The following is a 24,299-nucleotide window of genomic DNA, read 5'->3' on the forward strand; positions in this document are numbered from 1 at the left end:
ACTAACAAAGTTGCTTTAACAAAGCGGACAAAAAATGATCTTTGAAAACTAAACAAGACAAAACGTACCTGTTAATTCAGTTTTTAAAAATCGCACAGCGATGTGCGTAGTCAGTCAAACTACTTTATCGGAGAGTTTGATCCTGGCTCAGGACGAACGCTGGCGGCGTGCCTAATACATGCAAGTCGAGCGGACAGATGGGAGCTTGCTCCCTGATGTTAGCGGCGGACGGGTGAGTAACACGTGGGTAACCTGCCTGTAAGACTGGGATAACTCCGGGAAACCGGGGCTAATACCGGATGGTTGTTTGAACCGCATGGTTCAAACATAAAAGGTGGCTTCGGCTACCACTTACAGATGGACCCGCGGCGCATTAGCTAGTTGGTGAGGTAATGGCTCACCAAGGCTACGATGCGTAGCCGACCTGAGAGGGTGATCGGCCACACTGGGACTGAGACACGGCCCAGACTCCTACGGGAGGCAGCAGTAGGGAATCTTCCGCAATGGACGAAAGTCTGACGGAGCAACGCCGCGTGAGTGATGAAGGTTTTCGGATCGTAAAGCTCTGTTGTTAGGGAAGAACAAGTACCGTTCAAATAGGGCGGTACCTTGACGGTACCTAACCAGAAAGCCACGGCTAACTACGTGCCAGCAGCCGCGGTAATACGTAGGTGGCAAGCGTTGTCCGGAATTATTGGGCGTAAAGGGCTCGCAGGCGGTTTCTTAAGTCTGATGTGAAAGCCCCCGGCTCAACCGGGGAGGGTCATTGGAAACTGGGGAACTTGAGTGCAGAAGAGGAGAGTGGAATTCCACGTGTAGCGGTGAAATGCGTAGAGATGTGGAGGAACACCAGTGGCGAAGGCGACTCTCTGGTCTGTAACTGACGCTGAGGAGCGAAAGCGTGGGGAGCGAACAGGATTAGATACCCTGGTAGTCCACGCCGTAAACGATGAGTGCTAAGTGTTAGGGGGTTTCCGCCCCTTAGTGCTGCAGCTAACGCATTAAGCACTCCGCCTGGGGAGTACGGTCGCAAGACTGAAACTCAAAGGAATTGACGGGGGCCCGCACAAGCGGTGGAGCATGTGGTTTAATTCGAAGCAACGCGAAGAACCTTACCAGGTCTTGACATCCTCTGACAATCCTAGAGATAGGACGTCCCCTTCGGGGGCAGAGTGACAGGTGGTGCATGGTTGTCGTCAGCTCGTGTCGTGAGATGTTGGGTTAAGTCCCGCAACGAGCGCAACCCTTGATCTTAGTTGCCAGCATTCAGTTGGGCACTCTAAGGTGACTGCCGGTGACAAACCGGAGGAAGGTGGGGATGACGTCAAATCATCATGCCCCTTATGACCTGGGCTACACACGTGCTACAATGGACAGAACAAAGGGCAGCGAAACCGCGAGGTTAAGCCAATCCCACAAATCTGTTCTCAGTTCGGATCGCAGTCTGCAACTCGACTGCGTGAAGCTGGAATCGCTAGTAATCGCGGATCAGCATGCCGCGGTGAATACGTTCCCGGGCCTTGTACACACCGCCCGTCACACCACGAGAGTTTGTAACACCCGAAGTCGGTGAGGTAACCTTTTAGGAGCCAGCCGCCGAAGGTGGGACAGATGATTGGGGTGAAGTCGTAACAAGGTAGCCGTATCGGAAGGTGCGGCTGGATCACCTCCTTTCTAAGGATATTATACGGAATATAAGACCTTGGGTCTTATAAACAGAACGTTCCCTGTCTTGTTTAGTTTTGAAGGATCATTCCTTCGAAACGTGTTCTTTGAAAACTAGATAACAGTAGACATCACATTCAATTAGTAACACAAGATATCACATAGTGATTCTTTTTAACGGTTAAGTTAGAAAGGGCGCACGGTGGATGCCTTGGCACTAGGAGCCGATGAAGGACGGGACGAACACCGATATGCTTCGGGGAGCTGTAAGCAAGCTTTGATCCGGAGATTTCCGAATGGGGAAACCCACCACTCGTAATGGAGTGGTATCCATATCTGAATTCATAGGATATGAGAAGGCAGACCCGGGGAACTGAAACATCTAAGTACCCGGAGGAAGAGAAAGCAAATGCGATTCCCTGAGTAGCGGCGAGCGAAACGGGATTAGCCCAAACCAAGAGGCTTGCCTCTTGGGGTTGTAGGACACTCTGTACGGAGTTACAAAAGAACGAGGTAGATGAAGAGGTCTGGAAAGGCCCGCCATAGGAGGTAACAGCCCTGTAGTCAAAACTTCGTTCTCTCCTGAGTGGATCCTGAGTACGGCGGAACACGTGAAATTCCGTCGGAATCCGGGAGGACCATCTCCCAAGGCTAAATACTCCCTAGTGACCGATAGTGAACCAGTACCGTGAGGGAAAGGTGAAAAGCACCCCGGAAGGGGAGTGAAAGAGATCCTGAAACCGTGTGCCTACAAGTAGTCAGAGCCCGTTAACGGGTGATGGCGTGCCTTTTGTAGAATGAACCGGCGAGTTACGATCCCGTGCAAGGTTAAGCAGAAGATGCGGAGCCGCAGCGAAAGCGAGTCTGAATAGGGCGCATGAGTACGTGGTCGTAGACCCGAAACCAGGTGATCTACCCATGTCCAGGGTGAAGTTCAGGTAACACTGAATGGAGGCCCGAACCCACGCACGTTGAAAAGTGCGGGGATGAGGTGTGGGTAGGGGTGAAATGCCAATCGAACCTGGAGATAGCTGGTTCTCTCCGAAATAGCTTTAGGGCTAGCCTCAAGGTAAGAGTCTTGGAGGTAGAGCACTGATTGGACTAGGGGCCCCTACCGGGTTACCGAATTCAGTCAAACTCCGAATGCCAATGACTTATCCTTGGGAGTCAGACTGCGAGTGATAAGATCCGTAGTCGAAAGGGAAACAGCCCAGACCGCCAGCTAAGGTCCCAAAGTATACGTTAAGTGGAAAAGGATGTGGAGTTGCTTAGACAACCAGGATGTTGGCTTAGAAGCAGCCACCATTTAAAGAGTGCGTAATAGCTCACTGGTCGAGTGACTCTGCGCCGAAAATGTACCGGGGCTAAACGTATCACCGAAGCTGCGGACTGTTCTTCGAACAGTGGTAGGAGAGCGTTCTAAGGGCTGTGAAGCCAGACCGGAAGGACTGGTGGAGCGCTTAGAAGTGAGAATGCCGGTATGAGTAGCGAAAGAGGGGTGAGAATCCCCTCCACCGAATGCCTAAGGTTTCCTGAGGAAGGCTCGTCCGCTCAGGGTTAGTCGGGACCTAAGCCGAGGCCGAAAGGCGTAGGCGATGGACAACAGGTTGATATTCCTGTACCACCTCCTCACCATTTGAGCAATGGGGGGACGCAGGAGGATAGGGTAAGCGCGGTATTGGATATCCGCGTCCAAGCAGTTAGGCTGGGAAATAGGCAAATCCGTTTCCCATAAGGCTGAGCTGTGATGGCGAGCGAAATATAGTAGCGAAGTTCCTGATTCCACACTGCCAAGAAAAGCCTCTAGCGAGGTGAGAGGTGCCCGTACCGCAAACCGACACAGGTAGGCGAGGAGAGAATCCTAAGGTGATCGAGAGAACTCTCGTTAAGGAACTCGGCAAAATGACCCCGTAACTTCGGGAGAAGGGGTGCTCTGTTAGGGTGCAAGCCCGAGAGAGCCGCAGTGAATAGGCCCAGGCGACTGTTTAGCAAAAACACAGGTCTCTGCGAAGCCGTAAGGCGAAGTATAGGGGCTGACGCCTGCCCGGTGCTGGAAGGTTAAGAGGAGCGCTTAGCGTAAGCGAAGGTGCGAATTGAAGCCCCAGTAAACGGCGGCCGTAACTATAACGGTCCTAAGGTAGCGAAATTCCTTGTCGGGTAAGTTCCGACCCGCACGAAAGGCGCAACGATCTGGGCACTGTCTCAACGAGAGACTCGGTGAAATTATAGTACCTGTGAAGATGCAGGTTACCCGCGACAGGACGGAAAGACCCCGTGGAGCTTTACTGCAGCCTGATATTGAATGTTGGTACAGCTTGTACAGGATAGGTAGGAGCCTTGGAAACCGGAGCGCCAGCTTCGGTGGAGGCATCGGTGGGATACTACCCTGGCTGTATTGACCTTCTAACCCGCCGCCCTTATCGGGCGGGGAGACAGTGTCAGGTGGGCAGTTTGACTGGGGCGGTCGCCTCCTAAAAGGTAACGGAGGCGCCCAAAGGTTCCCTCAGAATGGTTGGAAATCATTCGCAGAGTGTAAAGGCACAAGGGAGCTTGACTGCGAGACCTACAAGTCGAGCAGGGACGAAAGTCGGGCTTAGTGATCCGGTGGTTCCGCATGGAAGGGCCATCGCTCAACGGATAAAAGCTACCCCGGGGATAACAGGCTTATCTCCCCCAAGAGTCCACATCGACGGGGAGGTTTGGCACCTCGATGTCGGCTCATCGCATCCTGGGGCTGTAGTCGGTCCCAAGGGTTGGGCTGTTCGCCCATTAAAGCGGTACGCGAGCTGGGTTCAGAACGTCGTGAGACAGTTCGGTCCCTATCCGTCGCGGGCGCAGGAAATTTGAGAGGAGCTGTCCTTAGTACGAGAGGACCGGGATGGACGCACCGCTGGTGTACCAGTTGTTCTGCCAAGGGCATCGCTGGGTAGCTATGTGCGGACGGGATAAGTGCTGAAAGCATCTAAGCATGAAGCCCCCCTCAAGATGAGATTTCCCATTCCGCAAGGAAGTAAGATCCCTGAAAGATGATCAGGTTGATAGGTCTGAGGTGGAAGTGTGGCGACACATGGAGCTGACAGATACTAATCGATCGAGGACTTAACCATATTTTGAATGATGTCACACCTGTTATCTAGTTTTGAGAGAACACTCTCAATTTGTTTGGTGGCGATAGCGAAGAGGTCACACCCGTTCCCATACCGAACACGGAAGTTAAGCTCTTCAGCGCCGATGGTAGTCGGGGGTTTCCCCCTGTGAGAGTAGGACGCCGCCAAGCAAGCTTAAACCCAGCTCATTGAGCTGGGTTTTTTGTATTTTGGTTTATTGGTATCATAAAATTCCACTTAACTGTATAATATAATAACTTTATACCGAATTTTAAATCAGCAATCAGGTTTTGTGGACCGGGAAAATGGAAATAATAAAGGATAGAGCGAGAAAGTTGAAAATTCTCGAGAAACGGCTTATAGTAAGATTAAAGTCAAATATAGTCAAAGTCAGTAAAGGAGGGGGTTGAGTGGGACATAATATTTCTGACATCATTGAACAATATTTAAAACGAGTGTTAGATCAAAATGGCAAGGAAATTTTAGAGATTAAACGAAGTGAAATTGCAGATAAATTTCAATGCGTTCCTTCCCAAATAAATTATGTCATCAACACCAGATTTACAAGCGAAAGAGGATATATTGTTGAGAGCAAACGCGGGGGCGGCGGTTACATCAGAATCATTAAAATTAAAATGAACAATGAAGTTGTCCTGATCAATAATATTATTTCTCAAATTAATACCCATTTGTCTCAAGCAGCCTCTGATGACATTATTTTAAGGCTATTAGAAGACAAGGTAATTTCAGAAAGAGAAGCAAAAATGATGGTCAGCGTAATGGACCGCTCAGTTTTACACATTGACTTGCCTGAACGTGATGAATTAAGAGCGAGAATGATGAAGGCAATGCTGACTTCTTTAAAATTAAAATAAGCGGGTGAAAAGATTGATTTGTCAAGAGTGCCACGAGAGACCAGCCACTTTTCACTTTACAAAGGTTGTTAACGGAGAAAAAATAGAAGTTCATATTTGTGAACAATGTGCCAAAGAAAATAGTGATTCATATGGTATAAGTGCAAATCAGGGTTTCTCTATTCATAATTTACTTTCGGGTTTACTGAACATGGATTCTTCATTTCAAAATGCAGGAACTCAAATGTTCAGTCACTCGGAGCAAATATCTGCTTGTCCGAAATGCGGAATGACTTTTCAGCAATTCAGAAAAATTGGCCGTTTTGGATGTTCTGAATGTTACAAAACATTTCATAGCAACATTACACCAATCCTACGTAAAGTGCACAGCGGAAACACTGTGCATGCAGGTAAGATACCGAAACGAATAGGCGGCAATCTTCATGTCAGACGGCAGATTGATATGCTAAAAAAGGAATTAGAATCCTTAATCCATCAAGAAGAATTTGAAAATGCAGCTCATGTAAGAGATCAAATTCGTTCATTAGAACAATCACTCAAAAGTACAGATAGTGAGGAGGAACAGGAGTAATGTCGCTAAAGCATTTTATTCAGGACGCACTAAGCAGTTGGATGAAGCAGAAAGGACCTGAAAGTGACATTGTACTCAGCAGCCGCATACGTTTAGCAAGGAACTTTGAGCATATTCGGTTCCCTACGCGGTATTCCAATGAAGAAGCCTCATCCATCATACAGCAATTTGAAGATCAGTTTTCAGAGCAAGAAATTCCCGGAATCGGCAAATTTGTTTTGATTAGAATGAATGATGCACAGCCTTTAGAGAAGCGTGTACTTGTTGAAAAACATCTAATCAGTCCGAATCTGACAGAGTCTCCTTTTGGCGGCTGTTTGCTTTCTGAAAATGAGGAAGTAAGCGTCATGCTAAATGAAGAGGACCATATTAGAATTCAGTGTCTTTTCCCTGGATTTCAGCTTTTAGAAGCAATGAAAGCCGCAAACCAGGTCGACGACTGGATCGAAGAAAAAGTTGATTATGCATTCAATGAGCAAAGAGGATACTTAACCAGCTGTCCTACAAACGTAGGTACAGGTTTAAGGGCTTCGGTCATGATGCATCTGCCGGCACTAGTTTTAACTAGGCAAATAAATCGAATTATACCGGCAATTAATCAATTAGGCTTAGTTGTTAGAGGAATTTATGGGGAAGGCAGCGAAGCAGTAGGGAATATCTTTCAAATTTCAAATCAGATCACGCTTGGTAAGTCAGAGCAGGATATTGTAGAGGATCTTAACAGTGTTGCTGCTCAGTTGATTGAACAAGAACGATCTGCCCGAGAAGCGATTTATCAAACTTCTAAAATCGAACTTGAGGATCGGGTATATCGGTCTTATGGGGTCTTGTCTAATTGCCGGATGATAGAATCGAAAGAAACTGCAAAGTGCCTTTCAGATGTTCGGTTAGGCATAGACCTAGGCATTATAAAAGGACTTTCAAGCAACATACTTAACGAACTTATGATTTTGACGCAGCCAGGATTTTTACAGCAATACTCGGGAGGCGCTTTGCGTCCGAACGAAAGGGACATTCGAAGAGCGGCTCTCATCAGAGAACGGCTTCACTTAGAAATGAATGGGAAAAGACAGGAGGATGAATCGATATGATGTTTGGAAGATTTACAGAACGAGCTCAAAAAGTACTGGCGCTAGCACAGGAAGAAGCACTTCGGTTAGGTCATAATAACATTGGCACTGAGCATATTTTATTAGGACTGGTAAGAGAAGGAGAGGGCATTGCTGCTAAAGCTCTTCAAGCGCTTGGACTCGGTTCAGATAAAATTCAGAAAGAAGTAGAAAGTTTGATCGGGCGCGGGCAGGAAATGTCTCAAACGATTCATTATACTCCTAGAGCTAAAAAAGTCATTGAGCTTTCAATGGATGAAGCAAGAAAACTCGGTCATTCTTATGTTGGAACAGAACATATTCTTCTTGGTCTGATTCGTGAAGGAGAAGGTGTTGCTGCGAGAGTTCTGAATAATCTCGGTGTCAGCTTAAATAAAGCAAGACAGCAGGTGCTCCAGCTTCTAGGAAGTAATGAAACAGGATCATCAGCGGCAGGAACAAACAGCAATGCGAATACGCCTACGCTTGACAGCTTGGCAAGAGACTTAACTGCTATTGCGAAGGAAGACAGTCTTGACCCTGTAATCGGCAGAAGCAAGGAGATCCAGCGTGTCATTGAAGTGTTAAGCCGCAGAACGAAAAACAACCCTGTTCTCATAGGGGAACCAGGTGTAGGTAAAACGGCTATCGCAGAAGGTTTGGCACAGCAAATTATCAATAATGAAGTACCCGAAATTTTGCGTGATAAACGTGTGATGACATTAGACATGGGAACAGTTGTTGCCGGCACAAAATACCGTGGAGAATTTGAGGATCGCCTGAAGAAGGTCATGGATGAAATTCGCCAGGCAGGAAATATCATTCTATTCATCGATGAGCTCCATACACTAATCGGGGCAGGCGGAGCAGAAGGTGCTATTGATGCATCTAATATTTTAAAACCATCACTTGCTCGCGGCGAACTCCAATGTATTGGTGCAACGACTCTTGATGAGTACCGTAAATATATTGAAAAAGATGCAGCACTGGAACGCCGTTTTCAGCCGATTCAGGTTGATCAGCCATCTGTAGATGAAAGTATTCAAATTTTACAAGGTCTGCGTGACAGATACGAAGCCCACCACCGCGTTTCTATCACTGATGATGCCATTGAAGCTGCGGTTAAGCTTTCTGACAGATATATTTCTGACCGCTTCCTTCCGGATAAAGCAATTGACTTGATCGATGAAGCAGGTTCAAAGGTGAGACTGCGCTCATTTACAACGCCTCCTAACTTAAAAGAGCTTGAGCAGAAGCTTGATGAGGTTCGTAAAGAGAAGGATGCGGCAGTGCAAAGCCAAGAGTTTGAAAAAGCTGCTTCCTTGCGTGATACTGAACAACGCCTGCGCGAGCAAGTAGAGGATACGAAGAAATCATGGAAAGAGAAGCAAGGGCAGGAAAACTCAGAGGTTACTGTGGATGATATTGCGATGGTTGTATCCAGCTGGACCGGTGTGCCTGTATCTAAAATCGCCCAAACTGAAACTGATAAGCTTCTCAATATGGAAAACATTCTTCATTCCCGCGTCATCGGCCAGGATGAGGCAGTTGTAGCTGTTGCAAAAGCCGTCAGACGTGCGAGAGCAGGGTTGAAAGATCCTAAACGCCCAATCGGCTCATTCATTTTCTTAGGCCCTACAGGTGTAGGTAAAACAGAGCTTGCACGAGCACTCGCTGAATCCATTTTTGGCGATGAAGAATCCATGATCAGAATTGATATGTCTGAATACATGGAAAAACACTCAACTTCAAGACTTGTTGGTTCACCTCCGGGATATGTGGGATATGATGAAGGCGGTCAATTGACAGAGAAAGTCAGAAGAAAACCTTACTCTGTCGTGCTTCTTGATGAGATCGAGAAAGCGCACCCTGATGTCTTCAATATCCTTCTGCAAGTTCTTGAAGACGGACGATTGACTGATTCTAAAGGACGCACAGTCGATTTCCGCAATACCATTCTGATCATGACATCAAACGTCGGAGCAAGTGAGCTGAAACGCAATAAATATGTCGGCTTTAACGTTCAGGATGAAACTCAAAATCATAAAGACATGAAAGATAAAGTGATGGGTGAATTGAAACGAGCGTTCAGACCTGAGTTCATCAACCGTATTGATGAAATCATTGTCTTCCATTCACTTGAGAAAAAACATCTTACTGAAATTGTGTCATTAATGTCTGATCAATTAACGAAACGCCTGAAAGAACAAGATCTTTCTATCGAATTGACAGATGCTGCAAAAGCGAAAGTCGCGGAAGAGGGCGTTGACCTGGAATACGGTGCCCGTCCGTTAAGAAGAGCGATCCAAAAACATGTCGAGGATCGTTTATCTGAAGAACTCCTCAGAGGAAATATTCATAAAGGACAGCATATTGTTCTTGATGTAGAAGATGGCGAATTTGTCGTAAAAACGACTGCTAAAACGAATTAATATAGAAGACGGAAATGAGGCATACAGCATGTAAGTGTATGCCTCACTTTCATATCAAGAAATAGAACAAGGGAGAGGTCTTACACTATATATGGCTAAAACAAAATCGAAATTCATCTGCCAATCCTGCGGCTACGAGTCTCCAAAATGGATGGGGAAATGTCCGGGCTGCGGTGCTTGGAATACAATGGTGGAAGAAATGATTAAAAAAGCACCGGCCAATCGGAGAGCGGCTTTTTCTCATTCTGTTCAAACTGTACAGAAACCTTCACCTATTACATCAATCGAAACATCAGAAGAACCCCGCGTCAAAACACAGCTTGGCGAGTTTAACAGAGTACTCGGCGGAGGTGTCGTTAAAGGCTCCCTCGTTTTAATCGGCGGTGATCCTGGTATCGGAAAGTCAACGCTATTACTGCAGGTTTCCGCTCAATTATCAGGCTCATCAAACAGTGTGCTGTATATTTCGGGAGAAGAATCTGTAAAGCAAACGAAGCTGCGAGCAGACCGGCTCGGCATTAATAATCCGTCACTGCATGTTTTATCTGAAACCGATATGGAGTATATTTCGTCTGCTATACAAGAGATGAATCCAGCGTTTGTCGTTGTTGACTCTATTCAGACGGTTTACCAAAGCGATATTACATCGGCTCCAGGCAGTGTGTCACAAGTCAGAGAATGTACCGCTGAGCTGATGAAAATTGCAAAAACAAAAGGTATTCCGATTTTTATCGTAGGGCACGTGACGAAAGAAGGGTCTATTGCAGGTCCGAGACTGTTGGAGCATATGGTTGACACTGTTTTATATTTTGAGGGAGAACGCCACCATACTTTCCGTATTTTGCGGGCTGTAAAAAACCGTTTCGGATCTACAAACGAAATGGGCATTTTTGAAATGCGGGAAGAGGGGCTCACTGAGGTTTTGAATCCTTCAGAAATTTTCTTAGAAGAACGCTCTGCTGGTTCCGCAGGCTCGAGTATCACTGCCTCTATGGAGGGCACTAGACCGATTCTTGTTGAAATTCAGGCGCTTATCTCGCCAACAAGCTTTGGCAACCCAAGGCGTATGGCAACGGGAATAGACCATAACAGGGTTTCTCTGTTAATGGCTGTGTTAGAAAAAAGAGTAGGGCTGCTGCTGCAAAATCAGGATGCTTATTTGAAAGTGGCTGGCGGCGTTAAGCTTGATGAACCGGCAATTGATCTTGCCATTGTGATTAGTATCGCATCAAGCTTTAGAGACACACCTCCAAATCCTGCAGATTGTTTTATTGGAGAAGTGGGATTAACCGGAGAAGTCCGGCGGGTTTCAAGAATTGAACAGCGTGTGAAAGAAGCGGCAAAGCTTGGTTTTAAACGCATGATCATACCCGCGGCAAATCTGGATGGATGGACAAAACCAAAAGGGATTGAGGTTATCGGAGTAGCAAATGTTGCAGAAGCGCTTCGTACTTCATTAGGAGGATAATAGATGGAAAAAGAGAAAAAAGGGGCGAAACACGAGTTAGACCTGTCATCTATATTGCAGTTTGTTGCTCCGGGTACACCGCTCAGAGCGGGGATGGAAAACGTCTTGAGAGCAAATACAGGCGGTCTGATTGTTGTTGGATATAATGATAAAGTAAAAGAAGTGGTGGACGGCGGCTTTCACATAAACACGGCTTTTTCTCCGGCGCATTTATATGAGCTGGCTAAAATGGATGGAGCGATCATTTTAAGTGATTCGGGTCAAAAAATCCTCTACGCAAATACTCAGCTGATGCCGGATGCCACAATTTCTTCATCAGAAACAGGAATGCGGCACAGAACTGCCGAAAGAGTAGCTAAGCAAACTGGCTGTCTTGTAATCGCTATTTCTGAAAGAAGAAATGTCATAACGTTATATCAGGAAAACATGAAGTATACACTAAAAGACATAGGATTTATTTTAACCAAGGCGAACCAAGCCATTCAAACACTTGAAAAATATAAGACAATTCTCGATAAAACGATTAATGCACTGAACGCGTTAGAGTTTGAGGAACTTGTTACCTTCAGTGATGTCTTGTCTGTCATGCATCGTTATGAAATGGTACTGAGAATCAAAAACGAAATTAATATGTATATCAAAGAGCTGGGGACAGAAGGACATCTGATCAAACTGCAAGTCATTGAATTGATTACGGATATGGAAGAAGAGGCCGCTTTATTTATTAAGGACTATGTAAAAGAAAAGATTAAAGATCCGTTTGTTCTCTTGAAGGAGCTGCAGGATATGTCCAGTTATGATCTGCTGGATGATTCCATTGTGTATAAGCTTCTCGGTTACCCTGCTTCTACTAATCTTGATGATTATGTATTGCCGAGAGGATACAGGCTGTTAAATAAGATACCGCGTCTTCCGATGCCGATTGTTGAAAATGTTGTAGAAGCATTTGGAGTCCTACCAAGGATTATTGAGGCGAGTGCAGAAGAATTAGATGAAGTAGAGGGAATCGGTGAAGTACGAGCCCAAAAAATCAAAAAAGGATTAAAACGCCTGCAAGAGAAGCATTATTTAGACAGACAACTGTGATTTCGGTTAAAACCTTATGAATACGGGTATATTAATGTTGGTTTTTGTTTATTCTGATATTCGTAGGATGCATAAGACTTTGTGAAATTAAAATGTTAAAAAAGGAGGTGGGGGTATGTTAAAACGAATAGTTCAGGCGTTCTTCATTATTTTTGGCGGCGTTGTTGGTATATTTTTGATACCTGAATTGTTTGTACTGTTAAATATACAGGACATACCTTTAATAACAAACGCATATACGTCTGCGGCAATAGGAGCAATTATCTTTTTTCTCATCAGTATATGGGGTACAGAATACGTTGTGAACTGGGTGAAGTGGATAGAGGATTCATTGTTAAAAGCGCCGGTTCCAGATTTGTTATTTGGAAGTCTTGGCTTAGTTTTTGGACTTATAATTGCTTATCTTATCGTAAATGTTATTCCTTTAGACAATATACCTTACCGCATATTCAGCACAATAATTCCTGTATTTTTGGCTTTCTTCCTCGGTTATCTCGGCTTCCAGGTGGGCTTTAAGAAAAAGGATGAATTGATCAGCCTGTTTTCCATTTCCGCCAGAATGCAAAAGAAAAAAGGAACAGCTGATGAAGAACATGAGGTTCAAGACAAGAAGCTGAAAATTTTGGACACTAGTGTTATTATTGATGGGAGAATAGCAGATATTTGTCAGACTGGTTTTTTAGAGGGAGTTATCGTGATTCCGCAGTTTGTTCTTGAGGAATTGCAGCATATTGCAGACTCTTCAGATGTTTTAAAACGAAACAGAGGACGCCGCGGTCTTGATATCCTGAACCGCATTCAGAAAGAATTAGACATTGAAGTTGAAATTTACGAAGGCGACTTTGAAGATATTCAGGAGGTTGACAGCAAGCTCGTCAAACTTGCTAAGCTGACATCCGGGGTCGTCGTGACGAATGATTTTAATTTAAATAAAGTGTGCGAGCTTCAGAAGGTAGCAGTATTAAACATTAATGACCTTGCCAATGCGGTCAAGCCTGTTGTGCTTCCTGGCGAGGAAATGAATGTTCAGGTCATTAAGGACGGGAAAGAGCATAATCAGGGAGTTGCCTACTTGGATGACGGTACGATGATTGTCGTTGAAGAAGGACGGAATTATATCGGCAAGCATATTGATGTACTCGTCACAAGTGTGCTGCAGACAGCAGCGGGACGAATGATTTTTGCGAAGCCTAAGCTGTTGGAGAAGGCGCTGTAAAGGGAGAAGAAACAATGAGTTATGAAGTGGTGATTCCTGCAGCCGGACAGGGAAAGCGGATGAAGGCAGGGAGAAATAAACTGTTCATTGAGCTGAAAGGAGACCCGGTGATCATACACACGTTAAGAGTGTTTGACAGCCACCGGCAGTGCGATAAAATCATTTTGGTGATTAACGAGCAGGAGCGGGAGCACTTTCAGCAATTGCTGTCCGATTACCCGTTTCAAACTTCGATTGAGCTTGTTGCAGGCGGAGAAGAGCGTCAGCACAGTGTGTATAAGGGGCTGAAAGCCGTAAAGCAGGAAAAGATTGTCCTTGTACATGACGGTGCCCGCCCATTTATAAAACATGAACAAATTGACGAACTGATCGCAGAGGCGGAACAGACAGGAGCGGCCATCCTTGCTGTTCCGGTAAAAGATACGATTAAACGCGTTCAAGATTTACAAGTCAGTGAGACGATTGAACGTTCAAGCTTGTGGGCTGTCCAAACGCCACAAGCTTTTCGTCTTTCTTTATTGATGAAGGCTCACGCTGAGGCCGAGCGCAAGGGATTTTTAGGGACGGATGACGCCAGCCTCGTTGAACAGATGGAGGGCGGTTCGGTCCGTGTTGTAGAAGGCAGCTATACAAATATTAAGCTGACGACGCCAGACGATTTGACGTCAGCTGAAGCTATCATGGAATCAGAAAGTGGGAATAAACATGTTTAGAATTGGACAAGGATTTGATGTGCATCAATTAGTGGAGGGCCGTCCTCTCATTATTGGCGGAATTGAAATCCCGTACGAAAAAGGGCTGCTTGGCCATTCTGATGCAGACGTATTGCTGCATACCGTCGCTGACGCCTGCCTGGGAGCTGTGGGTGAAGGAGACATCGGCAAGCATTTTCCTGACACAGATCCCGAGTTCAAGGACGCAGATTCTTTCAAATTACTTCAGCATGTCTGGGGAATCGTGAAACAGAAGGGGTATGTCCTTGGGAACATTGATTGCACCATCATAGCGCAAAAGCCGAAGATGCTGCCGTACATAGAAGATATGAGAAAAAGAATTGCTGAAGGCCTTGAGGCAGATGTTTCTCAAGTAAATGTAAAAGCAACAACGACAGAAAAGCTTGGATTTACAGGCCGGGCGGAAGGAATAGCGGCTCAGGCGACAGTACTGATACAAAAAGGCTAACTTGTTTTGATGCCGGGTCTATTTGGTGGTAGAATAGATTCATACATTTTTGCCTGAGGCCATACATGACATGAAAGGAAGTATTTGAAAATGGGAAACGAAGTACGCGTCCGTTATGCACCGAGTCCAACCGGACATTTGCATATTGGAAATGCCAGAACGGCGCTTTTTAATTATTTATTTGCCCGCAATCAAGGCGGTAAGTTTATCATTCGAGTTGAGGATACTGATAAAAAGCGCAATATTGAGGGCGGAGAACAAAGCCAGCTGAATTATCTGAAGTGGCTAGGTATTGACTGGGATGAGAGTGTGGATGTCGGAGGAGAGTACGGCCCATACCGTCAGTCAGAGCGTAACGATATCTATAAAGTGTACTATGAAGAGCTTCTTGAAAAAGGGCTTGCTTATAAATGTTACTGTACGGAAGAAGAGCTTGAAAAAGAGCGTGAAGAACAGATTGCCCGCGGAGAAATGCCTCGTTATTCCGGAAAACACAGAGACCTGACTCAGGAAGAACAGGAGAAATTTATCGCTGAAGGCAGAAAACCGAGTATTCGTTTCCGAGTGCCGGAAGGGAAAATCATCGCCTTCAATGATATCGTAAAAGGTGAAATTTCTTTTGAATCAGATGGCATCGGCGACTTTGTTATTGTGAAAAAGGACGGAACGCCGACTTACAACTTCGCGGTAGCGATTGATGACTACTTAATGAAAATGACACACGTGCTGCGTGGTGAGGATCATATTTCTAACACACCGAAACAGATTATGATTTATCAAGCATTCGGATGGGATATTCCTCAGTTCGGACACATGACGCTGATCGTAAACGAAAGCCGTAAAAAGCTCAGCAAACGTGATGAATCCATTATTCAATTCATCGAGCAGTACAAAGAGCTTGGCTACCTGCCAGAAGCACTGTTCAACTTTATCGGCCTGTTAGGCTGGTCACCTGTTGGAGAAGAAGAGCTTTTCACAAAAGAACAGTTTATTGAAATTTTTGATGTAAATCGTTTATCTAAATCACCAGCTTTGTTTGATATGCATAAGCTAAAATGGGTTAACAACCAATATGTGAAGAAGCTGGATCTTGATCAGGTTGTTGAATTGACGCTTCCGCATTTGCAAAAAGCCGGCAAAGTTGGCACTGAGCTTTCTGCTGAAGAACAAGAATGGGTTCGTAAACTGATTTCCCTGTATCATGAGCAATTAAGCTACGGTGCGGAAATTGTTGAGCTGACTGATTTGTTCTTTACGGATGAGATCGAGTATAATCAAGAAGCGAAAGCTGTTCTGGAAGAAGAACAGGTTCCTGAAGTGCTCAGCACATTCGCAGCGAAGCTTGAAGAGCTTGAGGAGTTCACTCCGGATAACATCAAAGCATCGATCAAAGCAGTGCAGAAAGAAACTGGCCATAAAGGAAAAAAACTGTTTATGCCGATTCGTGTTGCTGTAACAGGGCAAACTCACGGTCCGGAACTGCCGCAATCAATTGAATTGATCGGTAAAGAGACTGCAATTCAGCGTTTGAAAAATATCTAAATAAATGATTGTTGACAGGGAAGAGTATAAAGCTTTAGGCCATTACAGAAAGGATCTCCATTGGCTGAGAGAGATCCATGAGCCGGGTTTTAGAAGTGCGCCCTTAAGACCTTTGAAGAACGTTTTTTGAAATCAGTATTCAAAGGCGGCCGCCGCCGTTACAGGCTGAAGTTGGGAGAGCAGAAGTCTGCTTTTCAAACAGAGTGGAACCGCGCGGTTAAAGCGTCTCTGTCATGTTTACATGCAGAGACGCTTTTTTTATTGGGTAGAGGAAATCAGATAGAGAAACGGGGGGAAGCATGTGTTTTTTAGAATGCTCAAAGAAGACATTGATACTGTGTTCGATCAAGATCCCGCAGCAAGAAGCTATTTTGAAGTGATTTTAACTTATTCCGGTTTACATGCTATATGGGCGCATCGGATTGCACATGCTTTATATAAACGAAAATTTTATTTCCTTGCACGCCTTATATCTCAAGTAAGCCGATTTTTTACCGGGATAGAAATCCACCCCGGCGCTACAATCGGGAGAAGATTTTTCATAGACCACGGCATGGGGGTTGTCATTGGGGAGACATGTGAAATCGGCAATAACGTAACCGTTTTTCAGGGGGTTACCCTCGGGGGAACGGGGAAAGAAAAGGGAAAAAGGCACCCAACGATTAAAGATGACGCATTGATAGCCACAGGTGCTAAAGTGCTCGGTTCTATTACGGTCGGAGAAGGCTCAAAGATTGGCGCTGGTTCAGTAGTGCTGCATGATGTTCCTGATTTTTCAACAGTTGTCGGTATCCCTGGACGGGTCGTTGTACAAAATGGCAAGAAAGTAAGACGCGATTTAAACCACCAGGATTTGCCCGATCCGGTTGCTGACCGCTTTAAGTCTTTGGAACAGCAGATTTTAGAGCTGAAGGCAGAACTTGAAGACAGAAAAGAAAGGATCAATCAAAAATGACAATCACACTTTATAATACATTGACTAGACAGAAGGAAACATTCGTTCCTCTTGAAGAGGGAAAAGTGAAAATGTATGTATGCGGACCCACGGTTTACAATTACATTCATATCGGGAACGCGCGTCCGGCAATCGTTTACGATACGGTTCGAAACTATTTAGAGTATAAAGGCTATGATGTGCAGTATGTCTCTAACTTCACAGACGTAGACGATAAATTAATTAAAGCGGCAAATGAACTCGGTGAGGATGTACCCACCATTTCAGAGCGTTTTATTAAAGCATACTTTGAAGACGTAGGTGCGCTCGGCTGCCGAAAAGCCGACCTTCATCCGCGAGTAATGGAGAACATGGATGCCATTATCGAATTCGTAGATCAGCTCGTGAAAAAGGGCTACGCATATGAATCAGAAGGTGACGTATATTTCAAAACCAGAGCATTTGAAGGGTACGGAAAGCTTTCTCAGCAATCAATTGATGAACTTAGATCAGGTGCACGCATCCGAGTCGGCGAGAAAAAAGAAGATGCTCTTGATTTCGCACTGTGGAAAGCGGCAAAAGAAGGAGAAATCTCTTGGGATAGCCCTTGGGGGAAAGGACGTCCGGGCTGGCACATTGAATGCTCAGCAATGGTGAAAAAGTATCTCGGTGACCAGATTGATATCCATGCGGGCGGACAGGATTTAACATTCCCTCACCATGAAAACGAAATTGCGCAATCTGAGGCGCTGACAGGCAAAACGTTTGCGAAGTACTGGCTTCATAATGGTTATATCAATATTGATAATGAAAAAATGTCAAAATCACTAGGCAACTTTGTGCTTGTCCATGACATCATTAAACAGCATGATCCGCAGCTTTTAAGATTCTTTATGCTATCTGTTCATTATCGCCATCCGATTAACTATTCAGAAGAGCTTCTGGAGAATACGAAAAGCGCGTTCAACCGCTTAAAAACAGCGTACAGCAATCTTCAGCACCGTCTGAACAGCAGTACGAATTTAACCGAAGATGACGATCAATGGATTGAAAAAGTTGAAGAACACCGCAAAGCATTCGAAGAAGCGATGGACGATGATTTTAATACGGCGAATGCCATTTCAGTCTTGTTTGACTTAGCGAAACACGCCAATTATTATCTTCAGAAAGATCATACGGCTGATCATGTGATTACGGCGTTTATTGAGATGTTTGACCGCATTGTTTCTGTCCTCGGTTTTTCGTTGGGTGAGCAGGAACTTCTCGATCAAGAGATTGAAGACTTAATCGAAAAGCGAAATGAAGCGCGCCGGAATCGCGATTTTGCATTGTCAGACCAGATCCGCGACCAGCTGAAAAGCATGAATATCATTCTTGAAGATACGGCTCAAGGCACTCGCTGGAAACGGGGAGAATAACAGATGCTTGAATTTGATACGATAAAAGATTCTAAGCAGCTTAACGGTCTTGCGCTTGCTTATATAGGTGATGCCATTTTTGAAGTGTATGTCAGGCATCACCTGCTTAAGCAGGGCTTTACCAAACCAAATGATCTTCATAAGAAATCAAGCCGGATTGTTTCAGCAAAGTCACAGGCTGAGATCCTATTTTTTCTGCAGAATCAATCATTTTTTACGGAAGAAGAGGAAGCGGTGCTGAAAAGAGGCAGAAATGCCAAGTCAGGGACAACACCTAAAAATACAGATGTTCAGACGTACCGCTACAGTACAGCATTTGAAGCGCTTCTGGGCTACCTTTTTCTAGAGAAAAAAGAGGAACGACTTAGTCAGCTCGTAGCCGAAGCTATACAATTCGGGACGTCAGGGAGGAAAACAAATGAGTCAGCAACATGATTACGTCATAGGGAAAAATGCAGTGATCGAGACGTTAAAATCTGATCGGAAGCTGTATAAGCTGTGGATGGCGGAAAACACCGTAAAGGGACAAGCACAGCAAGTGATTGAGCTTGCCAAAAAGCAGGGAATCACGATTCAATACGTCCCGAGAAAAAAACTCGATCAAATGGTGACAGGACAGCATCAGGGCGTAGTGGCACAGGTTGCAGCGTATGAATATGCAGAACTGGACGATTTATATAAAGCAGCTGAAGAAAAAAATGAACAGCCTTTCTTCCTCATTCTGGACGAGCTTGAAGACCCTCATAATCTGGGTTCCATTATGAGGACAGCAGATGCGGTCGGCGCTCATGGCATCGTTATTCCAAAACGGAGAGCTGTCGGGCTGACAACAACAGTAGCAAAAGCTTCAACAGGAGCAATTGAGCACATTCCTGTAGCAAGAGTCACCAATTTGGCACGGACGTTAGAAGAGATGAAAGAGCGGGGAATCTGGGTTGTCGGAACGGATGCGTCCGCGCGTGAGGATTACCGCAATATGGACGGCAATATGCCTTTGGCTCTAGTCATCGGAAGTGAAGGAAAAGGGATGGGCCGCCTTGTGAAGGAAAAGTGCGATTTTCTCATTAAACTCCCGATGGCCGGAAAGGTAACTTCACTAAATGCATCTGTCGCGGCTGGTCTTTTGATGTATGAAGTCTACCGGAAACGAAACCCTCTGGGAGAATAAAGACCCATGGATATCCTGTTAGTAGACGGGTACAACATGATTGGAGCCTGGCCGCAGCTGAAGGATTTAAAAGCGAACAGTTTTGAAGAGGCGAGAGACGTACTGATTCAGAAAATGGCGGAATATCAATCGTATACAGGAAACAGGGTTATTGTTGTTTTTGACGCGCATCTCGTAAAAGGGCTTGAGAAAAAACAGACCAACCATCGAGTTGAAGTAATTTTTACAAAAGAAAATGAGACGGCTGATGAGCGGATAGAAAAGCTCGCTCAGGCTTTGAATAATATTGCGACTCAAATTCACGTTGCGACCTCTGACTATACTGAGCAGTGGGCGATTTTCGGACAGGGGGCATTGCGGAAATCGGCCCGGGAGCTTTTGAGAGAGGTAGAAACGATTGAAAGGCGAATAGAGAGACGGGTAAGAAAAATCACTTCCGAAAAGCCGGCGGGTAAAATTGCTTTATCGGAAGAGGTTTTGAAAACGTTTGAAAAGTGGAGGCGGGGAGACTTAGATTAAGTTGACGCTTTTTTGCCCAATACTGTATAATATTTCTATCTACGTGCGCCGGGGGGATCGGAGTGAATCTACAGAACAACAAGGGAAAATTCAACAAAGAGCAGTTTTGCCAGTTGGAGGACGAGCAGGTCATTGAAAAGGTTCATGTTGGGGACAGTGATGCGTTAGATTACTTGATTACGAAGTACCGAAACTTTGTTCGGGCAAAAGCAAGATCCTATTTCTTAATAGGGGCGGACAGAGAGGATATTGTTCAGGAAGGCATGATAGGCCTCTATAAGTCTATTCGTGACTTCAAAGAGGACAAGCTTACCTCATTCAAAGCTTTCGCAGAATTATGTATTACCCGCCAAATTATTACCGCAATAAAGACAGCTACTCGCCAGAAACACATTCCTTTGAATTCCTACGTCTCATTAGATAAACCGATTTTTGATGAAGAATCAGACCGAACGCTGCTGGATGTCATTTCAGGAGCGAAAACCTTAAATCCTGAGGAAATGATCATTAATCAGGAAGAATTTGATGATATTGAAATGAAAATGGGAGAACTATTAAGTGATTTAGAGAGAAAAGTACTCGTCTTATATCTCGACGGGAGAAGTTACCAAGAGATTTCTGATGAACTGAACCGACATGTGAAATCGATCGACAATGCCCTTCAGCGTGTGAAACGCAAGCTGGAGAAGTACTTGGAAATTCGCGAAATCAGTTTGTAATAGGAATTTATGCTATATTGACAGTATTTTTCTGACTATGATATGTTACTAAAGATAAGAACTAATGTCTATTTAGAAAAAGGTGTAATGACATGAGAAAAAAGATTACGTTAGCATGCAAGACATGCGGAAACCGTAATTATACGACAATGAAGAGCTCTGCATCAGCGGCTGAGCGATTAGAAGTAAAGAAATACTGCAGTACTTGCAATTCACATACAGCTCATCTTGAAACAAAATAGTTTTTGCGCTTTTAAATTGTGGAGGTCTTTTACATGCGTATTATGAAATTCTTTAAAGATGTTGGGAAAGAAATGAAAAAGGTAAGCTGGCCTAAAGGAAAAGAGTTAACGCGTTATACCATTACGGTAATTTCAACAGTTATCTTTTTTGTTATCTTTTTTGCCCTCCTTGACACAGGAATTTCTCAATTAATTCGTTTAATAGTTGAATAATGATCAGCAATACGTGCTATAATAGATCATAATATTACTTGCCAAAACCCGTTCAGCGGGTTTTTTATTGTGGCTTAAAATGATAGTTATCATAGGCTTGCCGCCTATTTTTTGAAGCGTTATGGTAATTCATTAAAACCAAATGCGGGGAGGGAAGGACTGGACAGTCCTGAATAGAATGGAAAAGAATTGGTATGTTGTTCACACGTACTCTGGTTATGAGAATAAAGTAAAAGCCAACTTGGAAAAACGTGTTGAATCAATGGGGATGCAGGATAAAATTTTCCGTGTAGTCGTACCCGAAGAAGAAGAAACGGATATCAAAAACGGCAAGAAAAAAGTTGTGAAAAAGAAAGTATTCCCTGGTTATGTGCTTGTTGAAATTGTAATGACAGACGACTCTTGGTATGTTGTCCGCAACACACCGGGCGTTACGGGATTCGTAGGATCCGCCGGATCAGGTTCAAAACCGACGCCGCTTCTTCCGGGCGAAGCAGAAACCATTCTGAAGAGAATGGGCATGGATGAACGCAAAACTGATATTGACTTTGAACTGAAAGAGACAGTGAAAGTAATAGACGGACCTTTTGCTAACTTTACAGGATCAATTGAAGAGATTGATTATGATAAAAGCAAGGTCAAAGTTTTCGTTAATATGTTTGGCCGTGAAACGCCGGTTGAGCTGGAATTTACCCAAATCGATAAATTGTAATGTGAAAAAACTTGAAATTGCTATATATAAATGATAATATAGCAAAGGTACGTCTTGGACTTATCCAAGGCAACTAGCATGATATTTCGTCATTCATATAAAGAATGAAACCTTGAGTGGGAGGGTTTACCCTATTACCACATCACGGACTTAAGGAGGTGTGTCTCGTGGCTAAAAAAGTAGTTAAAGTTGTAAAATTGCAAATTCCTGCTGGAAAAGCTAACCCAGCACCACCAGTTGGACCTGCACTTGGTCAAGCCGGTGTTAACATCATGGGATTCTGTAAGGAGTTTAACGCTCGTACAGCTGACCAAGCTGGTTTAATCATTCCTGTTGAAATTTCGGTTTACGAAGACCGTTCATTTACATTTATTACAAAAACTCCACCTGCTGCAGTATTGCTTAAAAAAGCAGCTGGAATTGAGTCTGGTTCTGGTGAACCAAACCGTAATAAAGTGGCAACCGTTAAGCGCGATAAAGTACGCGAAATCGCTGAAACGAAAATGCCTGACTTAAACGCAGCAGACGTTGAAGCGGCAATGCGCATGGTTGAAGGTACTGCCCGCAGTATGGGTATTGTAATCGAGGATTAATTTGTTTCTTGTCGGGTTGCGAGTTTTAACAAGTTCGCAACCCTTATTCGTGGGAGGTTATTCCGCTATAACCACATAAGGAGGAAATTTTAAAATGGCTAAAAAAGGTAAAAAGTACGTTGAAGCTGCTAAGCTTGTAGACCGTTCTAAAGCTTACGACGTCTCTGAAGCAGTAGCTCTCGTTAAAAAAACAAACACAGCTAAATTCGACGCTACAGTTGAAGTGGCTTTCCGTTTAGGGGTTGACCCTCGTAAAAACGACCAGCAAATCCGTGGAGCAGTTGTGCTTCCAAACGGAACTGGTAAAACTCAGCGCGTTCTCGTTTTCGCAAAAGGCGAAAAAGCGAAAGAAGCTGAAGCTGCTGGTGCAGATTTCGTAGGCGATACTGACTACATCAACAAAATTCAACAAGGCTGGTTCGATTTCGATGTTATCGTAGCTACACCTGACATGATGGGTGAAGTTGGTAAAATCGGTCGTGTACTTGGACCAAAAGGTTTAATGCCAAACCCTAAAACTGGTACAGTTACTTTCGAAGTTGAAAAAGCGATCGGCGAAATCAAAGCTGGTAAAGTTGAATACCGCGTTGATAAAGCTGGAAACATTCATGTTCCTATCGGTAAAGTTTCTTTCGAGGATGAAAAACTTGTTGAGAACTTCACAACAATGTACGATACAATCCTTAAAGCTAAACCTGCTGCAGCTAAAGGCGTTTACGTGAAAAACGTTGCTGTAACTTCTACTATGGGACCTGGTGTCAAAGTAGACTCTTCAACTTTTAACGTAAAATAATATTGACATGACATCAACATTCTGATATTATTCAAAATGTTGTAAAATAGAATATCATTTATACCGTAGACAGTAGGGGCCTAACCGCTTAATTATCCTACCGAGGTGTATATTATCACAGCTATTACGTTACGTATGCTTGTATATACAGCCTCCATGTCTCATGGAGGCTTTTTATATGGAATCCGTCGTCTCAGTCGTGATCACCTAACGGTATAAGTGTTACACAAGAATCTACAGGAGGTGTAACCATGAGCAGCGCAATTGAAACAAAAAAAGTTGTTGTTGAAGAAATTGCTTCTAAACTGAAAGAAAGTAAATCAACGATCATCGTTGACTATCGCGGACTTAACGTTTCTGAAGTAACTGAACTTCGTAAACAGCTTCGCGAAGCTAACGTTGAGTTCAAAGTTTACAAAAATACGATGACTCGCCGTGCGGTTGAACAAGCTGAACTTAATGGTTTGAATGATTTCTTAACTGGACCGAACGCGATCGCATTCAGCACTGAAGATGTTGTCGCTCCGGCTAAAGTTCTTAATGACTTCGCTAAAAATCACGAAGCTCTTGAAATCAAAGCTGGCGTTATCGAAGGTAAAGTTTCTACTGTTGAAGAAGTGAAAGCTCTTGCTGAACTTCCATCACGCGAAGGCTTGCTTTCTATGTTGCTTAGCGTACTTCAAGCTCCAGTTCGCAACCTTGCTCTTGCTGCAAAAGCTGTGGCAGAACAAAAGGAAGAACAAGGCGCTTAATCTA

The 24,299-nt window shown here is 44.4% G+C and carries 22 protein-coding genes, 3 rRNA genes and 2 other annotated features; all 25 genes read left to right on the forward strand.

Annotated features, from left to right (window positions below):
* The first annotated feature begins 124 nt into the window (after nucleotides 1-124).
* The 25 genes from AC0OMU_RS11545 to rplJ all read left to right on the forward strand — a co-directional run bounded on the left by AC0OMU_RS11545 (nucleotide 125) and on the right by rplJ (nucleotide 24,295).
* Nucleotides 125-1,674, forward strand: a 16S ribosomal RNA gene (locus AC0OMU_RS11545).
* A gap of 170 nt (nucleotides 1,675-1,844) precedes the next feature.
* Nucleotides 1,845-4,772 (forward strand): 23S ribosomal RNA (locus AC0OMU_RS11550).
* 54 nt (nucleotides 4,773-4,826) lie between these two features.
* A 5S ribosomal RNA gene (gene rrf, locus AC0OMU_RS11555) occupies nucleotides 4,827-4,942 on the forward strand.
* The 16S, 23S and 5S rRNA genes sit together here, the layout of an rRNA operon.
* Before the next feature lie 240 nt (nucleotides 4,943-5,182).
* A complete protein-coding gene (gene ctsR, locus AC0OMU_RS11560; RefSeq protein ID WP_003225724.1) occupies nucleotides 5,183-5,647 on the forward strand; it encodes a transcriptional regulator CtsR in 465 nt (154 codons plus the stop codon).
* A gap of 13 nt (nucleotides 5,648-5,660) precedes the next feature.
* Entirely contained in the window at nucleotides 5,661-6,218 is a 558-nt protein-coding gene (gene mcsA / locus AC0OMU_RS11565; protein ID WP_015252993.1) for a protein-arginine kinase activator protein McsA, read from the forward strand.
* A complete protein-coding gene (locus AC0OMU_RS11570) occupies nucleotides 6,218-7,309 on the forward strand; it encodes a protein arginine kinase (RefSeq protein WP_003235007.1) in 1,092 nt (363 codons plus the stop codon). The genes mcsA and AC0OMU_RS11570 overlap by 1 nt, the downstream gene beginning before the upstream one ends.
* Nucleotides 7,306-9,738 (forward strand): ATP-dependent protease ATP-binding subunit ClpC, encoded by a 2,433-nt coding sequence (gene clpC, locus AC0OMU_RS11575; protein ID WP_014475592.1) that lies wholly within the window; start codon nucleotides 7,306-7,308, stop codon nucleotides 9,736-9,738. Before AC0OMU_RS11570 ends, clpC begins: the two co-directional genes overlap by 4 nt.
* 91 nt (nucleotides 9,739-9,829) lie before the next feature.
* Nucleotides 9,830-11,206, forward strand: a complete 1,377-nt coding sequence (gene radA / locus AC0OMU_RS11580; RefSeq protein WP_014475593.1) for a DNA repair protein RadA — start codon at nucleotides 9,830-9,832, stop codon at nucleotides 11,204-11,206.
* 3 nt (nucleotides 11,207-11,209) lie between these two features.
* Nucleotides 11,210-12,292: a DNA integrity scanning diadenylate cyclase DisA gene (gene disA, locus AC0OMU_RS11585; protein ID WP_003225736.1), complete on the forward strand. Its 1,083-nt coding sequence runs from the start codon at nucleotides 11,210-11,212 to the stop codon at nucleotides 12,290-12,292.
* Between the two features lie 115 nt (nucleotides 12,293-12,407).
* Entirely contained in the window at nucleotides 12,408-13,508 is a 1,101-nt protein-coding gene (locus AC0OMU_RS11590; RefSeq protein ID WP_003235014.1) for a PIN/TRAM domain-containing protein, read from the forward strand.
* Nucleotides 13,509-13,522: 14 nt separating this feature from the next.
* On the forward strand, nucleotides 13,523-14,221 hold the full coding sequence (gene ispD / locus AC0OMU_RS11595) for a 2-C-methyl-D-erythritol 4-phosphate cytidylyltransferase (RefSeq protein ID WP_015382584.1): 699 nt from the start codon (nucleotides 13,523-13,525) through the stop codon (nucleotides 14,219-14,221).
* Complete coding sequence (ispF, locus tag AC0OMU_RS11600) at nucleotides 14,214-14,690, forward strand: 2-C-methyl-D-erythritol 2,4-cyclodiphosphate synthase (protein WP_003225745.1); 477 nt, start codon at nucleotides 14,214-14,216, stop codon at nucleotides 14,688-14,690. The genes ispD and ispF overlap by 8 nt, the downstream gene beginning before the upstream one ends.
* Before the next feature lie 90 nt (nucleotides 14,691-14,780).
* On the forward strand, nucleotides 14,781-16,232 hold the full coding sequence (gltX, locus tag AC0OMU_RS11605) for a glutamate--tRNA ligase (RefSeq protein ID WP_014478617.1): 1,452 nt from the start codon (nucleotides 14,781-14,783) through the stop codon (nucleotides 16,230-16,232).
* Between the two features lie 2 nt (nucleotides 16,233-16,234).
* Nucleotides 16,235-16,465, forward strand: a binding site (T-box leader).
* 68 nt (nucleotides 16,466-16,533) lie between these two features.
* Complete coding sequence (gene cysE / locus AC0OMU_RS11610; RefSeq protein WP_003225749.1) at nucleotides 16,534-17,187, forward strand: serine O-acetyltransferase; 654 nt, start codon at nucleotides 16,534-16,536, stop codon at nucleotides 17,185-17,187.
* Nucleotides 17,184-18,584: a cysteine--tRNA ligase gene (cysS, locus tag AC0OMU_RS11615; RefSeq protein ID WP_015482703.1), complete on the forward strand. Its 1,401-nt coding sequence runs from the start codon at nucleotides 17,184-17,186 to the stop codon at nucleotides 18,582-18,584. The genes cysE and cysS overlap by 4 nt, the downstream gene beginning before the upstream one ends.
* A gap of 3 nt (nucleotides 18,585-18,587) precedes the next feature.
* The gene (locus AC0OMU_RS11620) at nucleotides 18,588-19,019 is read left to right on the forward strand and encodes a mini-ribonuclease 3 (RefSeq protein WP_004399685.1); all 432 of its coding nucleotides are present in this window, start codon (nucleotides 18,588-18,590) and stop codon (nucleotides 19,017-19,019) included.
* On the forward strand, nucleotides 19,003-19,752 hold the full coding sequence (gene rlmB, locus AC0OMU_RS11625; RefSeq protein WP_014475598.1) for a 23S rRNA (guanosine(2251)-2'-O)-methyltransferase RlmB: 750 nt from the start codon (nucleotides 19,003-19,005) through the stop codon (nucleotides 19,750-19,752). Before AC0OMU_RS11620 ends, rlmB begins: the two co-directional genes overlap by 17 nt.
* Before the next feature lie 6 nt (nucleotides 19,753-19,758).
* Nucleotides 19,759-20,271 carry a ribosome-dependent mRNA decay endonuclease Rae1/YacP gene (gene rae1 / locus AC0OMU_RS11630; RefSeq protein WP_003235032.1) on the forward strand — a complete coding sequence of 171 codons (513 nt, stop codon included), beginning with the start codon at nucleotides 19,759-19,761 and terminating at the stop codon, nucleotides 20,269-20,271.
* A 62-nt stretch (nucleotides 20,272-20,333) separates the two neighbouring features.
* A complete protein-coding gene (gene sigH, locus AC0OMU_RS11635; protein WP_003225758.1) occupies nucleotides 20,334-20,990 on the forward strand; it encodes an RNA polymerase sporulation sigma factor SigH in 657 nt (218 codons plus the stop codon).
* A 92-nt stretch (nucleotides 20,991-21,082) separates the two neighbouring features.
* Nucleotides 21,083-21,232, forward strand: coding sequence for a 50S ribosomal protein L33 (gene rpmG / locus AC0OMU_RS11640; protein ID WP_003156421.1), 150 nt, complete (start codon nucleotides 21,083-21,085; stop codon nucleotides 21,230-21,232).
* A 33-nt stretch (nucleotides 21,233-21,265) separates the two neighbouring features.
* Nucleotides 21,266-21,445, forward strand: a complete 180-nt coding sequence (gene secE / locus AC0OMU_RS11645; RefSeq protein ID WP_004399676.1) for a preprotein translocase subunit SecE — start codon at nucleotides 21,266-21,268, stop codon at nucleotides 21,443-21,445.
* A gap of 178 nt (nucleotides 21,446-21,623) precedes the next feature.
* A complete protein-coding gene (nusG, locus tag AC0OMU_RS11650; RefSeq protein ID WP_003225764.1) occupies nucleotides 21,624-22,157 on the forward strand; it encodes a transcription termination/antitermination protein NusG in 534 nt (177 codons plus the stop codon).
* Between the two features lie 167 nt (nucleotides 22,158-22,324).
* The gene (rplK, locus tag AC0OMU_RS11655) at nucleotides 22,325-22,750 is read left to right on the forward strand and encodes a 50S ribosomal protein L11 (protein WP_003156430.1); all 426 of its coding nucleotides are present in this window, start codon (nucleotides 22,325-22,327) and stop codon (nucleotides 22,748-22,750) included.
* Nucleotides 22,751-22,844: 94 nt separating this feature from the next.
* Nucleotides 22,845-23,543, forward strand: coding sequence for a 50S ribosomal protein L1 (gene rplA, locus AC0OMU_RS11660; RefSeq protein ID WP_003235040.1), 699 nt, complete (start codon nucleotides 22,845-22,847; stop codon nucleotides 23,541-23,543).
* Between the two features lie 45 nt (nucleotides 23,544-23,588).
* Nucleotides 23,589-23,729: a sequence feature (ribosomal protein L10 leader region), on the forward strand.
* Between the two features lie 65 nt (nucleotides 23,730-23,794).
* Nucleotides 23,795-24,295: a 50S ribosomal protein L10 gene (gene rplJ, locus AC0OMU_RS11665; RefSeq protein WP_003235042.1), complete on the forward strand. Its 501-nt coding sequence runs from the start codon at nucleotides 23,795-23,797 to the stop codon at nucleotides 24,293-24,295.
* Nucleotides 24,296-24,299: the final 4 nt, after the last annotated feature.

It is taken from the genome of Bacillus sp. FAU18, assembly GCF_056033885.1.